Source organism: Bacillus sp. BC05(2025), from assembly GCF_056725905.1.
The window spans coordinates 236,336-248,923 of sequence record NZ_JBWYRA010000004.1; the positions used below are offsets into that span (position 1 = coordinate 236,336).

Sequence of the window (12,588 nt, forward strand, 5' to 3'; positions counted from 1 at the left end):
TAATATTATGAGTCAAGTTGACGGAAATAACGATTTGATTTTCGATCCTGATTTCCGTTTCTATAGTCATCAATATATTGTCTGAAGTTCCACGATTGTAAAAACTTATTTGCAGCATTGTAACCAGAATTGTATAGCCACTCTTTTTCTTCCTTTGTTAAGTCGAAGTTTGTACTAGTAATGGCTCCTGTTGGAATTGTAATTGTTCTTGCTTTTGATTCCTTGTCTAAATGACGTAAATCATGGGCTTGCATCATTGTTTTAAAAAGTCCTTTGAACATAGAGATAGGCTCGTTGTAGTGGGCTGGGTCAGCTTGAATCTCATCTTTTACGAAATGAAGTCCAAAAGTGGGCCAGCGGGGAGAGGTAGGAGAGTCGAAAATCCAAATTGGATAATTGCTTAAAATTCCTCCATCAACCATATAACAAGGTTGCTTCCATTTAGGGGTTCTCCATTTTACGGGCTCAAAGAAGAAGGGGATTGTACTACTCATTCTTACAGCTTTAGCAATAGAAAAGCGATAATTTAAAAATCCGTAGTTTGGTAAGTCATCGGGAAAGATAACCATTTTACCATTACTTATATCAGAAGCAATAATTTTAAGCTTATTTAAATCAGGTAAATCTGTAAATAAGTGAACTCCTTTTTTTCGCAGTAATTCTTCAATCCATTCTTCTATAAAAATATTAGAGTAAATACCAAGACTAGTCCATGCGCTTAATCCTTTGCCGATAAATGGGATTCTGTCAATAAAGGTTTTCTTCGTAAATTTATTATAATCAATGTCAGTTATAATTGTTTTTAACTCTGAGCAAGAATATCCTGCTGCTAGGAGCGCGGCGATAATGGAACCAGCTGATGTTCCAGCTACACGCTCCCATTCATAGCCTTTTTCAGCTAACGCGCAAATTGCCCCTACATGCGCAATTCCACGTACACCGCCTCCTTCAAAAACACCATCAATCTTCATCCATCATACTTCCTTTCACATAAAATATTTGAAAATGGCAAAAAAGCACGTATTGTACGTGCTTTTTTACAATAGTTTTTAAATTTACTAGCAGCCTACAAAGCCGCCCCAACAGCTAGCTCCAATGATGATTAGAAGGATAAATAAAACGATTAATAAAGCGAAACCTCCATAACCACATCCACCGCAACTACCGCCGTAGCCGTAACCGCCGCAACTATATCCGTAACCCATGTGGAATTCCTCCTTATATTAAAGATAAAAATGAACGAGGGGAAAATGTACTGGAAGAAATAATGAACTATCGTGTTTGTAGGAACAATGTATACTATGCGTTTTTAAACTTGTTCGCGTATGTAGGAAGAGCCCGTTTTTTTGGAGGCTTGTTGTTTTTATAAAGAATGGAGTATAATTTTTGTGCGATGATACAAATAAGTATGTAAATATAAGGAGAATGTATGAATAAACAAATTGAAGTATTAATTGATAAATATGGGCTCACACATTTAAAAGAGGAACTTATGAATACTGTATTTCCTTGTATAAAAGTTGTGCCAAAGCAGGCGGAAACAGTAGCGATAGGTAGTTCGAAAATGGGAGGGATTCCTGACTTACCAGCTACATTTGAATACCCACCGCATAAAGGAAATCCGTTACAGTTTATCGCTCAATTTAATTTAAATGATTTACAAAATGTTGGTATAGATCACGATCTCCCTGAGAAAGGGATGTTATATTTCTTTAGCGTTGAAAATTACTTTGAAGAAGATATGAATCCAACCGAAGCAGGACGTGTGCTTTATTATGATGTTCCTGTTGAGCAATTACGAAGAGCGGATGAATTGCAAACGAATTATAACCAGTGTGCAACTACTTTTGAATTGACATATAAATTGCCAGAGCTCTTCATTGAAGATGAGGCTGATTCAGATCGATTCTTACAATTGCTTGAAGAGTTAATTCCAGATAACTACGATAACCATCAAATATTTGGTGAGCCATTTTCTGTACAAGATGAGGTATTGTACGAAACTGGACAGTATATGGAAATAGACCCGCAGCAAATGACGCTTTTATTCCAAATTGATTCAGATACTAAAAATTGTAATATGATGTGGGGAGATTTAGGGATGCTTTATTTCTGCATTGGAAATGAAGACTTGAAAAATCGACGTTTTGAAAATGCATGTTGTGTATTACAAACTTGTTAATGAAGAAGGTTGTTCTTATAAAAAGAACAGCCTTTTTACAATGTTAAATATGCATAATCTCATATGACCTATAGGGAAAAGTATTGTATACTCTGAAACTATACGATACTTTTTCGTATAGTTATAGAATGTAAGGAGTGACATGATGGGAAAGACAAGTAAGTATGTGACAGCTGCCGCACTTTGTTCAACGATAGTAATGGGAGGCTTACAGGCTTCATCTGTATCTTATGCTGCTGCGAATTCAACTGTAGCGACATCACAATCAGATGCAAAGTTGTTAAATGATTTTAGAAAAGAATTAAAAAAACAGGTTGATAATCGAGAAGAAAATATTACAATCACATATAAAACAAAAGATGGAAATGCTAGAAATGTGATGGACCAATTGTACGGCGAGTTTAATAAAGTTGTAGATGCAGATGAGTATGTAAAATATAATGTAGCGTCTACTAGATATTCTATTAAAGGATTACCAGGAAACTATACGTTTACACTGCAAGTTAAGTACCGTGAATCAAAAGAGCAAACACAATATGTAAAATCTCAGGCGAAAGCGATTATAGGCTCGATTGTAAAACCAGGAATGGATGAGCATGAGAAAGTAAAAGCTATTCATGATTACGTTGTAAAACATGTATCGTATGATACGTCTTATGGAGCATATACAGCATATGAAGCGTTAGCGAATCGTTCTGCCGTTTGCCAAGGATATACGTTATTAACATATGAATTACTAAAAGAAGCGGGTATCCAAAACCATATTGTAACAGGTACAGGAAATGGACAAGCTCACGCATGGAATTTAGTGAACATTGAAAACAAATGGTACCACCTTGATACGACATTCGATGATCCAGTACCAGATAAAGCTGGACGTGTAACATATTCATATTTTAATATGTCTGACGAGCAGTTAAGTAAAGATCATGAATGGGATCGTAGCAAATATCCAGCGGCAACTACAAGTTATTTTGGTGAATTAACAAATAAAATAAAAGCTGGTAGCTCAAAAACTGTCGTATATGAGCAGATGTTAAAAGAAACAAATCTACAATACTTATCTGCAGAATACGGAGCAGAAAATTATAATGAATTTAAGAAAAAGTTACAGCAACAGTTTGCAGCTAAACCAGAAAAAGTAGAAGTGCGATATAAACAGTCCATGGATGGGACGATGCAAGATATAAAGAAAGTATTAAATGAAATAAATTGGCCAAAAGGTGCAAAGCGTGTGTCTTATCAAGTAGCGCCTTATAGTGCATTGGCGGGTTATTCATTAGCTACAATTACGTTTACGTATTAAGCAATGGGAAAAAGCATCTGTAAAAGATGCTTTTTTTATTTATTGATTACTTTTTAATATTAAGAATTATGTGATAAAATAAAGGGTAAGGATGTAAATACGGAATGAACTTGTTCGAAAGTAATATATTTACATTGATATATACTTGTTTAGTAATCGGACTTGTCGTTTTATTTTTCCTATCATTTACTTTGTTTATAAGAAGAGTATTGCAAAACAGCGTTGCAAAAAAACAACATGTGATGCATATGAATAAGAAGCTAAATCGAATTATTGAATTGCTTGAGAAAGATAAGAAATAGTGATAGAAGATGTATGAAAAGGGGAAAGAGAATGGCCAATTATATAAAAGAATTACGTGAAAAAGTAGGGCATGATTATGTTTTCTTAAACTTTGCCGGTGGTTGTGTATTTAATAAAGAAGGAGAAGTATTACTGCAAAAAAGAGGAGACTTTAACGCTTGGGGCTTTCCTGGCGGGGCAATGGAAATTGGAGAATCTGCTGCAGAAACTGCAATTCGAGAAATAAAAGAAGAAACCGGGTATGATGTAGAAATAAATGAGCTTATTGGAGTGTATACAAAATATTTTCAATCATATCCAAATGGAGACAAGGCACAGTCAATTGTGATGTGTTTTTCATGCTCAATAGTTGGAGGGAATAAAAAAATAGATGGTGATGAAACGTTGGATTTGAAGTTTTTCCCGTTAGACGACATGCCACCGTTATTTTGTAAACAGCATGAAGATTGCCTGCAAGATTTATTGGAGAAAAGAGTAGGGGTATATCGTTAACATATAAAAAAGAAGCTAAATGAGATTAGCTTCTTTTTTATGTTCTACTTATTTCCACCAATCATCAAACATAGATGCTGGAACTTGTCTCTTATGTTCGCTTACTGTGTAACGCTTTTCAATTTTTTCTGCAACGTCAGCTGGAACTGCTTTACCTTCTAAATAGTCATCAAGTTGATCGTACGTAATACCTAATTCTGTTTCATCAGCTTGACCTGGTTTTTCATCTAATAAATCAGCTGTTGGCATTTTTAAGTAAAGTCGCTCGTCCGCACCTAATTCTTGTAATAAAGCGCGTCCTTGGCGTTTCGTTAATCCCGTTAACGGTAAAAGGTCTGCACCACCATCTCCGAATTTTGTAAAGAATCCTGTAACAGCTTCTGCAGCGTGATCAGTTCCAATCACAAGTAATCCTTGTTGACCACCGATTGCGTACTGCGTAACCATACGGATACGTGCTTTCACGTTACCTTTATTGAAATCCGTTAATGATTCACCTAATAAGTTTTCGTATTGATTTGAGAAAGCATCAACTGTTGAAGCGATATCAAATGCAACAGATTGATCAGCTTGAATAAATTGTAATGCTAATTGCGCATCATCTTCGTCTTTTTGCACTTTATAAGGAAGGCGCACAGCGATAAACGTTGCGTTACCACCTTCATTACGAATTTCCTCCACTGCAAGCTGAGCTAAACGTCCAGCTAATGTAGAGTCTTGTCCGCCACTAATGCCAAGTACAAATCCTTTTGCACCTGTTTTTTTTACATAATCTTTTAAGAAATCAACACGTTTACGGATTTCTGCTTTCGGATCAATTACAGGCTGAACATGTAATGCTTTCATAATTTGTTCTTGTAATGTCATTATGTTTTCCTCCTATTCATATTAAAGCGGTAATTAAGTTTATATGTATATTGGTTCATACTTCTACCCTTTATTATTTCGCAAAACTAACGAATATACAATAGGATGCGTGTATGAATATGAATGTAGTCATTATAATGAAACTGTTTCATTTAAGCAATTTTTTTGAAACCTTTCAATAATGTAAGGTTTTTGTCATTTGAATCGATGGAAGCTATTTCCGCATTTTACTAATATGAGAACATAGTTAGCAGAAGGGCGGAGAAGGAATATGAACATTAGAGAACTCGCATACCGGAATGTAACGCGAAATAGACGAACATACTCAGCATATTTTTTAAGTAGCGCATTTGCTATTATGGCCTTTTTTGTTTATTCATTTTTTGCGTTTCATCCCGCATTAAGTGCTGGAGAATTGGGACGATACGTATTTGTAAGTATGTCTTTTGCACAGTCCATTATTTACTTATTTACATTTTTCTTTATTTTATATTCGATGGGAATGTTTTTAAAAACGAGAAAGCGCGAATTAGGAATTTTAATGATGCTAGGTATGACGAAATATCAATTAAAGCGTCTTATCTTCTTTGAAAATATTATGATTGGGATAGGGGCCATTATATTTGGAATACTTGCTGGAATGCTATTTTCCGGAGTATTACTATTTGTAGCTCCGATGATATTAAAATTAGATATTTCTTTAGCTTATTACATACCAATGAAAGCCATTGTTGTAACGAGTATTATGTTTTTCATATTATTTATGATTATTTCATTGTTTAGTGCAGGAATGATTCGAAAAAATAAAATTATGAAATTGTTTAGAGGATCAGCAGAAGCGAAGCCAGAACCGAAAGCATCCATTATTTCTTCTATATTAGCGGTTATATTGCTTAGTGCAGGATATGCAGGAGCACTTATGTCACACGGTGCAATGGTATTTGTCATGATGATTCCTGTTACAACGGTAGTCATTATTGGTACGTATTTGCTGTACAAGCAGTTGAGCGTCTTTATTATTAGACTATGTAAAAAAAGTAAACGTTTCTATTGGACACAGACAAATATTATCACCTTGTCAGATTTAGCATACCGTATGAGAGATAACGCAAGAATGTTCTTTATTGTAACTATTATTTCAACTGTAGCATTTTCAGCGATAGGTACATTAGTAGGTTTCACGTCCATGACGAAAGGGATTATGGAGAGACCAATTGCGTTTCAGTATCATTCTAAGCAAGGAAATAGTAATGAATCACAGCATTTGAAAATGATTGATGAAGGATTAAAGAAACATAGTATAGTAGCTTCTAAAACGAGTGTTTTAACGAAAAAGGCGGAGGAGCAGTCGTTAAGAAGTGCCGTTTTCATAAAAGAATCAGATTATGAAAAATATGCAACATTAACAGGAGAACCATTTCAAACTGTTGCAAATAAAGAAGCTCTATTCTTAGCAGTCGATATACCAGGACCACCGATGAAAGAAAGAAAAGAAATTACTTTACCACATTTGAATGAACCTTTACATGTGAAAAAAGTTAATACTTCTTCATTAAGTAAAATATTAAGAGGTAACGTTTATGTAATCTCTAAAAATCAATATGATGCATTACAAGATGGATTTAAAGAGGAAAAAGATTATGTGTATAAAACAGAAGGAACGAAAGAGGAAATAGAGGTTGGTAAAGAGCTTACGTATCAAATGAAGCCATATGAAGAATATGCAACATTTAGTGCAGAAGAGTATGAACAAAACCAAAGTTTACAAATCGCAGGACCAATTCTATTTGTAGGTTTCTTTATTGGTATCGTATTTTTCGTATGTGCAGGAAGCTTCCTTTACTTCCGTTTGTTTTCTGATTTAGAGGATGATACTCGTTTGTTTGAAATGATCCGAAAAGTAGGTTTAACGAGCGGAGAATTATCGAAGGTAGTTACAATTCGATTAGCACTATTATTCTTCGTTCCAATAGGTGTTGCAACATTACATGGAGCAGTAGCGTTAACTGCTTTGGGACAGATGTTTGAGTACTCACTATTTAAAGAAAATGCGACTGTATTAAGTATTTTCGTAGGAATTCAAGTTTTATATTTCTTACTGATACGATCTCGTTATTTAAAACAATTGAAAGAGAGATTACGTATTCATTAAATGTGTTTTTTTAACTTGAGTACAAAATTTTCTAAAAAGAGACAAGTATTACCAAAAAGTGATAAAATGGAAAGAGCGAGGTGGAAAAAATAATAGAAAGTAAGGGGGGAGTAATATGAAAGCAACAGGAGTTATTCGAAAAGTAGACGAATTAGGACGAATTGTTATTCCTAAAGAATTACGTGATGTATTGGGGATACAAATCAAATCACCGCTTGAAATTTTCGTAGAAGAAGACAAAGTCATTTTACAAAAATATCAACCTTACAATGCTTGTCAAATAACAGGTGATGTTTCAAATCAAAACATTTCATTAGCAAATGGAAACATTACTGTTAGTATAGATGGAGCGAAACATCTCATAAAAGAAATAGAGAAGTTTTTAAATAAGAGTGAGGCTTAGTCTTAATTTAAATTATTTTTAAAATTTTATATCATTCTTTAAAAACTATAAAGGGCCATTAAATTGGTCCTTTTATTTATCTCGTAATTTTTCTTGTCTAAAAATTACGAGATAAATAAAAGAGTAGTATAAAATTAGTGAGTTATATTGAGAAATATTTTTAAGGGAGGAATATGAAACGAATAAAACGAATGTTACATGTAAGCATTTTTAAAAGTGGTCTGAAATGAAAATAATTTATTTTCAGGAGGGATTACGATGAATAGTAGTACAGCGAATAAACAAAAAGGTATACAATTGATTCCTTTTACAGTCGAAAAGGTGGTTGAACAAGTAAATGAAATTCCACCAGGTGTACAACTCATTCACGCTCCGCAAGTATGGGAGAAGAGTGCGAAAGGAAAAGATATTATCGTTGCTGTATTAGATACAGGGTGTGATATGAATCATATAGATTTAAAGGATCGCATTATTGGTGGAAGAAATTTCACGAAAGATTATGAAGGAGATCCAAATATTTATCTTGATAATAACGGACACGGTACTCATGTAGCGGGGACAATTGCAGCGACTGAAAATGGTTTCGGTGTTTTAGGAGTCGCACCTCTTGCTAAAATGTTAGTGTTAAAGGTTTTAGCGGGAGATGGGTCTGGAAGTTATGAGCAAATTATTGAGGCGATTCATTATGCTGTAAATTGGAGAGGGCCTAATAAAGAAAGAGTTAGAGTTATATCAATGTCACTTGGTGGTCCGCAGGACGTTCCGGAATTACATGAAGCAATTCAAAACGCGGTAAAGCAAGATGTTCTCGTCGTATGTGCTGCTGGGAATAATGGAGATTGTGATGATAACACGGAGGAACTAGATTTCCCAGGTGCATACTCAGAAGTAATTGAAGTCGGCGCTGTCAATTTAGAACGGAAAATCGCATGTTTTAGTAATTCGAATCAAGAAATTGATTTAGTGGCGCCAGGCGATGAAATATTATCTACGTATCCTGAAGGGAAATATGCGGTATTAAGTGGTACTTCTATGGCGACACCGCATGTGGCTGGAGCGCTCGCATTGCTTATTAAGCAGTGTGAGAGAGAATATGGTAGAAAATTATCAGAGCCAGAAATATATGCACAACTTATTAAAAGAACTGTACCTTTAGGTTATGAACGTACATCTGAAGGGAATGGATTATTAGATTTATTAAAAGAATAGAAAATACAAAAAACATCTCATAATTTTATGAGATGTTTTTTAGTATGGTTCTGTCGCATGTAATACGACGTCTAATAAACCGGGGAATCTAGCATGTAAGTCATCTTCACGAATTGAAATGAAACGCTGTGTTCCTTCAAGACGTGTATACATAACACCGGATTCACGTAAAACCTTGAAATGATGAGATAAAGTTGATTTCGCAATTGGAATGTTTAACGCACCACAAGATTGTTCACGTTTCTCTAGTAGCATAGTTACAATTTGTAAACGAATTTGATCGCTAAGTGCGTATAAAACAGAAGAGAATTGAATTTCTTCTCGGTTTGGATGATAGAGAGTACGCATTTTTTCACCTGCTTGTATAAGTTAATATAGTTTGCACTATAACATATAAAATGGTATATTTCTATTGTTCGAATATATTCGAACAATAGAAATATAGGGGGGAGAAAAAATGAAGTATACTAAATTACAAAAGGCAGGACTACATATTTCAAAGTTGGGGTTAGGAACAAACGCTGTAGGGGGGCATAATTTATATGCTAATGTGAATGAGGAGGAAGGAAAACGATTAATAGAAGAAGCTATCCAGCAAGGGATTACATTTTTTGATTCAGCAGATTCATACGGTTTCGGTAGATCAGAGGAATTGGTAGGCGAAGTATTGAAAGGAAAACGCCAAGAAGTGGTACTTGCTACAAAAGGTGGAATACAGCCGTTATTAAATGGAGAGGTTTATATTAATAATGAACGAAGCTATTTAAGAAATGCTGTGGAAAATAGCTTAAGAAGATTACAAACTGATTATATTGATTTATATTATTTACATTTTACAAATCCAGAAACAAGTTACATAGATTCAATTGGTGAGCTTACTCGCCTAAAAGAAGAGGGGAAAATTCGTTCAATAGGAATATCAAACATAAACCTAGAGCAATTAAAAGAAGCGAATCAGCACGGACATATTGATGTTGTACAATCACCGTATAATATGTTGGATCGTGCTGCTGGGGAAGAACTTTTGCCGTATTGTATAGAATCAGGTATTTCATTTATTCCGTACGGACCTCTTGCCTTTGGGATACTAGGCGGGAAGTATACGGAAGATTTTAAATTAAGTGAAGGTGATTGGCGTCAAAGTGTAAATCTATTTGAAGAAAATACATATAAGAGTAACTTTAAAAAAGTTGAGAAGTTAAAAGGCTTAGCTAAAGAAATGAATCTTGAAGTATTACATTTGGCTTTAGCGTGGCTATTAAACAAAAAAGGAATTGATACTGTTATTCCTGGTGGGAAACGAGCGGGGCAAATAAGAGAAAGTGTAAGAGCGGTGGAAGTTTCATTGAATGAAAAGGTTATGAAAGAAATTGAAACTATTTTAGAAGCTTAGTTGAGAAGAGGGGGGAGTCCCCTCTTCTTATATAAAAGGAGAAGGTTTAAATGAAAAGAGTACTAGCTATATTCTTTACGATCATGTTTATGATAGGTACAGATACTTTCTTAATTTCACCACTTTTACCGACATTACAACAGGTGTATCATGTTTCAACTGAGCTGTCAGGGTGGATGGTGAGTTCATATGCTTTAGGGTACGCTGGATTTGCACTTATTGCTGGTCCTATATCAGATGGCTTAAATAGAAAAAAAGTGATGGTAATAGGAATGAGTTTTTTTGCGTTAAGTACGTTTTTAGGTGGAATGGCACCGAGTTTTCTATGGATGCTAGCATTTAGATTTTTAGCAGGTGTGAGTGCAGCCTTTGTATCTCCACAAGTGTGGGCATCTATTCCGGTCCTTATAGAGAAGAGACAAATTACAAAGGCATTTGGAATTGCAACAGCAGGGTTAGCAATCTCTCAAATTTTAGGATTGCCAGTTGGATCGTATTTGGCAATGATACACTATACAACACCATTCTTCGTCATTGGTATATTATCAGCATTACTTGTCATTCTTATTTATGTAGTATTACCAGAAATACAACCTGTTCATATAGGTGAAAGTAAAACAAACATCTTAAAGCGCTATAAACAATTACTTGCAGATTCAAAGGTTTCACTTTCTTATTTTGCATATTTTGTTTTTCAAACTGGTAATTTTGCTGCATTTTCATTTTTTGGTGTATGGCTTTCCATTCAATTTGGCTTGCAAGTTCATGAAGTAGGTACAGCTATGTTCGTATTAGGATTAGGAAATTTAACCGGTAATATTTTTGGCCCTAGAATCGTAAATAAAATTAGTTATAACCTTTCTTTCTATGGTGGAATTATATTTACAGCAGTGCTATATGTATTACTTCCTCATGTAAAGAACATTATATTTGTAGAGTTATTATTCTTTGTTATATTTTTTGTGACAGGAATTTTGTTTGTATTAATGATGAGCCACTTACAAAACATGTCTAGTGTAGCAAGAGGAACAGGAGCAGCGCTTGCGAATGCTTCTATGTATATTGGTCAAATGATTGGAGCAGCAATAGCAGGAATGTTATTTGCAACATCTCACAATTTTATACTTATAGGTAGTTTTACTGCGTTACTATATGTTGTAGCTTTATTTTTGTTTAGAAAAAGTGAAAAACTTACTGAACATAGTGAAACGGGAATTGCATCATAAAGCTTGTATAGATAGTGAATATATCATAATAAATAAGAGCGTAGATGTATGAATATACTTTTCATTACAGTGGTTACTAAAAGTATAGAAATAGTAGAAGTAATGTATTGTAACAAAGTTATGAGGAATCCAAAAATAAAAAATCCCTATAAAGATAGGGATTTGTATATCGGCATATAGTTCCTTAGGAAAGGATATATTTAGTTTAGCATATCGGACTACTTATATTTGTGAAATAGATGTGAAAGTAATGTGAAAAATACCTCAATAAAAAGCACTGTTTTAGCCAATGAACTAAAACAGTGCTTTTCTTTTTGATTGAACAGTTGCTGCATTTTCATCATGTATGCCTGCATCTTTAATAATTCGTTGTTTTGCTTTATTTAATAGATGGTTTACTGCTTCTCCAAAATAGTTAGCTTCGCTTTTTGTGCGGGCTTCTCGTAAACATTTATAGTTTTCTAGCAGTTCCTCTTTTTCAGTGTCTGTTAAGAAATCTTCTATTTTCTTTTTTGTCATACGAAACACCCTTTCTTCTGACAAACGACGCAATAGAAAATATTTATTGTTTATTATAGCAATAATTTTTAAAGAAAGTATAGACTAACGTCGTAATAATTTGTCAATTTCTTGAATCTTCTCATCAGCTTTCCCAATTTGTGTATTTTTAGCCTGCTCACCACCAAGCGCTTGGTGCAGTAAGAAAGTCTGACCGGAAATAGCAGTCACAATGGATACTTTAATAATTTCTTTTATTAAGGTGACATCGAATAAAACGAGTCCAAGAAGTGCAGCTAGACTACCAGTGAAAATATCAGTCAAAAACCCAAAGTGAAAAAAAGTTTTCAAACGGCGTGGAAGCAATAACTTACCTTGGTTATTGATTAGATGGGAAACGAAACCGGTAATGCCACCAACGAGAACAGCAGTTATCCATTGATACATTTCCATCGAATCCACTCCTTTTAGTGAATAAGATTCGATTATTTTATATTGATTCCTTTTAATATTTCATAGAAGCATATTGAGAAAGTTTGTTTGGTTTTTTTCTATAT

General features: G+C 34.3%; 15 protein-coding genes and 1 pseudogene. 10 read left to right on the forward strand and 6 right to left on the reverse strand.

Annotated elements, in window-relative coordinates; genetic code table 11:
* Positions 1 to 5: 5 nt before the first annotated feature.
* Together ACZ76X_RS15355 and ACZ76X_RS15360 are read right to left on the reverse strand one after the other, a co-directional pair.
* On the reverse strand, positions 6 to 971 hold the full coding sequence (locus ACZ76X_RS15355; RefSeq protein WP_479850892.1) for a patatin-like phospholipase family protein: 966 nt from the start codon (positions 969 to 971) through the stop codon (positions 6 to 8).
* Positions 972 to 1,058: 87 nt separating this feature from the next.
* A complete protein-coding gene (locus ACZ76X_RS15360) occupies positions 1,059 to 1,205 on the reverse strand; it encodes a YjcZ family sporulation protein (RefSeq protein WP_000540425.1) in 147 nt (48 codons plus the stop codon).
* A 224-nt stretch (positions 1,206 to 1,429) separates the two neighbouring features.
* On the opposite strand from ACZ76X_RS15360, the gene ACZ76X_RS15365 reads away from it, so the two are divergent.
* The 4 genes from ACZ76X_RS15365 (at position 1,430) to ACZ76X_RS15380 (ending at position 4,283) form a co-directional block, all read left to right on the forward strand.
* Positions 1,430 to 2,182, forward strand: a complete 753-nt coding sequence (locus ACZ76X_RS15365) for a YwqG family protein (protein ID WP_479850893.1) — start codon at positions 1,430 to 1,432, stop codon at positions 2,180 to 2,182.
* Between the two features lie 145 nt (positions 2,183 to 2,327).
* On the forward strand, positions 2,328 to 3,488 hold the full coding sequence (locus ACZ76X_RS15370) for a transglutaminase domain-containing protein (protein WP_479850894.1): 1,161 nt from the start codon (positions 2,328 to 2,330) through the stop codon (positions 3,486 to 3,488).
* 104 nt (positions 3,489 to 3,592) lie between these two features.
* The gene (locus tag ACZ76X_RS15375) at positions 3,593 to 3,790 is read left to right on the forward strand and encodes a DUF4083 domain-containing protein (RefSeq protein ID WP_479850895.1); all 198 of its coding nucleotides are present in this window, start codon (positions 3,593 to 3,595) and stop codon (positions 3,788 to 3,790) included.
* Between the two features lie 31 nt (positions 3,791 to 3,821).
* Positions 3,822 to 4,283 carry an NUDIX hydrolase gene (locus ACZ76X_RS15380; RefSeq protein WP_048527390.1) on the forward strand — a complete coding sequence of 154 codons (462 nt, stop codon included), beginning with the start codon at positions 3,822 to 3,824 and terminating at the stop codon, positions 4,281 to 4,283.
* 48 nt (positions 4,284 to 4,331) lie between these two features.
* On the opposite strand, the gene nadE is transcribed toward ACZ76X_RS15380, so the two are convergent.
* Positions 4,332 to 5,150 carry an ammonia-dependent NAD(+) synthetase gene (gene nadE / locus ACZ76X_RS15385; protein ID WP_000174883.1) on the reverse strand — a complete coding sequence of 273 codons (819 nt, stop codon included), beginning with the start codon at positions 5,148 to 5,150 and terminating at the stop codon, positions 4,332 to 4,334.
* Positions 5,151 to 5,421: 271 nt separating this feature from the next.
* Between nadE and ACZ76X_RS15390 the strand changes: the two genes are divergently transcribed.
* From ACZ76X_RS15390 to ACZ76X_RS15400, 3 genes are all read left to right on the forward strand, one after another.
* Positions 5,422 to 7,302 carry an ABC transporter permease gene (locus ACZ76X_RS15390; RefSeq protein WP_479850896.1) on the forward strand — a complete coding sequence of 627 codons (1,881 nt, stop codon included), beginning with the start codon at positions 5,422 to 5,424 and terminating at the stop codon, positions 7,300 to 7,302.
* Between the two features lie 115 nt (positions 7,303 to 7,417).
* On the forward strand, positions 7,418 to 7,705 hold the full coding sequence (locus tag ACZ76X_RS15395; RefSeq protein ID WP_000648329.1) for an AbrB/MazE/SpoVT family DNA-binding domain-containing protein: 288 nt from the start codon (positions 7,418 to 7,420) through the stop codon (positions 7,703 to 7,705).
* A gap of 258 nt (positions 7,706 to 7,963) precedes the next feature.
* Positions 7,964 to 8,914 (forward strand): serine protease, encoded by a 951-nt coding sequence (locus tag ACZ76X_RS15400; RefSeq protein WP_479850897.1) that lies wholly within the window; start codon positions 7,964 to 7,966, stop codon positions 8,912 to 8,914.
* A gap of 39 nt (positions 8,915 to 8,953) precedes the next feature.
* Here the strand turns inward: ACZ76X_RS15400 and ACZ76X_RS15405 are convergent, their stop codons facing one another.
* Positions 8,954 to 9,262: an ArsR/SmtB family transcription factor gene (locus ACZ76X_RS15405; RefSeq protein ID WP_098669039.1), complete on the reverse strand. Its 309-nt coding sequence runs from the start codon at positions 9,260 to 9,262 to the stop codon at positions 8,954 to 8,956.
* A 109-nt stretch (positions 9,263 to 9,371) separates the two neighbouring features.
* Here ACZ76X_RS15405 and ACZ76X_RS15410 point away from each other — a divergent pair, with 109 nt between their 5' ends.
* From ACZ76X_RS15410 to ACZ76X_RS15420, 3 genes and pseudogenes are all read left to right on the forward strand, one after another.
* Positions 9,372 to 10,307: an aldo/keto reductase gene (locus tag ACZ76X_RS15410; protein ID WP_479850898.1), complete on the forward strand. Its 936-nt coding sequence runs from the start codon at positions 9,372 to 9,374 to the stop codon at positions 10,305 to 10,307.
* 50 nt (positions 10,308 to 10,357) lie between these two features.
* Entirely contained in the window at positions 10,358 to 11,533 is a 1,176-nt protein-coding gene (locus ACZ76X_RS15415) for an MFS transporter (protein ID WP_479850899.1), read from the forward strand.
* A 48-nt stretch (positions 11,534 to 11,581) separates the two neighbouring features.
* Positions 11,582 to 11,789, forward strand: a pseudogene (locus tag ACZ76X_RS15420) (hypothetical protein).
* A gap of 38 nt (positions 11,790 to 11,827) precedes the next feature.
* On the opposite strand, the gene ACZ76X_RS15425 reads toward ACZ76X_RS15420, so the two are convergent.
* Together ACZ76X_RS15425 and ACZ76X_RS15430 are read right to left on the reverse strand one after the other, a co-directional pair.
* The gene (locus ACZ76X_RS15425; RefSeq protein ID WP_000162601.1) at positions 11,828 to 12,052 is read right to left on the reverse strand and encodes a hypothetical protein; all 225 of its coding nucleotides are present in this window, start codon (positions 12,050 to 12,052) and stop codon (positions 11,828 to 11,830) included.
* 84 nt (positions 12,053 to 12,136) lie between these two features.
* A complete protein-coding gene (locus ACZ76X_RS15430; protein ID WP_087959566.1) occupies positions 12,137 to 12,484 on the reverse strand; it encodes a DUF4257 domain-containing protein in 348 nt (115 codons plus the stop codon).
* Positions 12,485 to 12,588: the final 104 nt, after the last annotated feature.

Bases quoted from the DNA above. Each gene is read 5' to 3' on its own strand.
- ACZ76X_RS15355 (WP_479850892.1), bottom strand. From the start codon at position 971: ATGAAGATTGATGGTGTTTTTGAAGGAGGCGGTGTACGTGGAATTGCG.
- ACZ76X_RS15360 (WP_000540425.1), bottom strand. From the start codon at position 1,205: ATGGGTTACGGATATAGTTGCGGCGGTTACGGCTACGGCGGTAGTTGC.
- ACZ76X_RS15365 (WP_479850893.1), top strand. From the start codon at position 1,430: ATGAATAAACAAATTGAAGTATTAATTGATAAATATGGGCTCACACAT.
- ACZ76X_RS15370 (WP_479850894.1), top strand. From the start codon at position 2,328: ATGGGAAAGACAAGTAAGTATGTGACAGCTGCCGCACTTTGTTCAACG.
- ACZ76X_RS15375 (WP_479850895.1), top strand. From the start codon at position 3,593: ATGAACTTGTTCGAAAGTAATATATTTACATTGATATATACTTGTTTA.
- ACZ76X_RS15380 (WP_048527390.1), top strand. From the start codon at position 3,822: ATGGCCAATTATATAAAAGAATTACGTGAAAAAGTAGGGCATGATTAT.
- nadE (WP_000174883.1), bottom strand. From the start codon at position 5,150: ATGACATTACAAGAACAAATTATGAAAGCATTACATGTTCAGCCTGTA.
- ACZ76X_RS15390 (WP_479850896.1), top strand. From the start codon at position 5,422: ATGAACATTAGAGAACTCGCATACCGGAATGTAACGCGAAATAGACGA.
- ACZ76X_RS15395 (WP_000648329.1), top strand. From the start codon at position 7,418: ATGAAAGCAACAGGAGTTATTCGAAAAGTAGACGAATTAGGACGAATT.
- ACZ76X_RS15400 (WP_479850897.1), top strand. From the start codon at position 7,964: ATGAATAGTAGTACAGCGAATAAACAAAAAGGTATACAATTGATTCCT.
- ACZ76X_RS15405 (WP_098669039.1), bottom strand. From the start codon at position 9,262: ATGCGTACTCTCTATCATCCAAACCGAGAAGAAATTCAATTCTCTTCT.
- ACZ76X_RS15410 (WP_479850898.1), top strand. From the start codon at position 9,372: ATGAAGTATACTAAATTACAAAAGGCAGGACTACATATTTCAAAGTTG.
- ACZ76X_RS15415 (WP_479850899.1), top strand. From the start codon at position 10,358: ATGAAAAGAGTACTAGCTATATTCTTTACGATCATGTTTATGATAGGT.
- ACZ76X_RS15425 (WP_000162601.1), bottom strand. From the start codon at position 12,052: ATGACAAAAAAGAAAATAGAAGATTTCTTAACAGACACTGAAAAAGAG.
- ACZ76X_RS15430 (WP_087959566.1), bottom strand. From the start codon at position 12,484: ATGGAAATGTATCAATGGATAACTGCTGTTCTCGTTGGTGGCATTACC.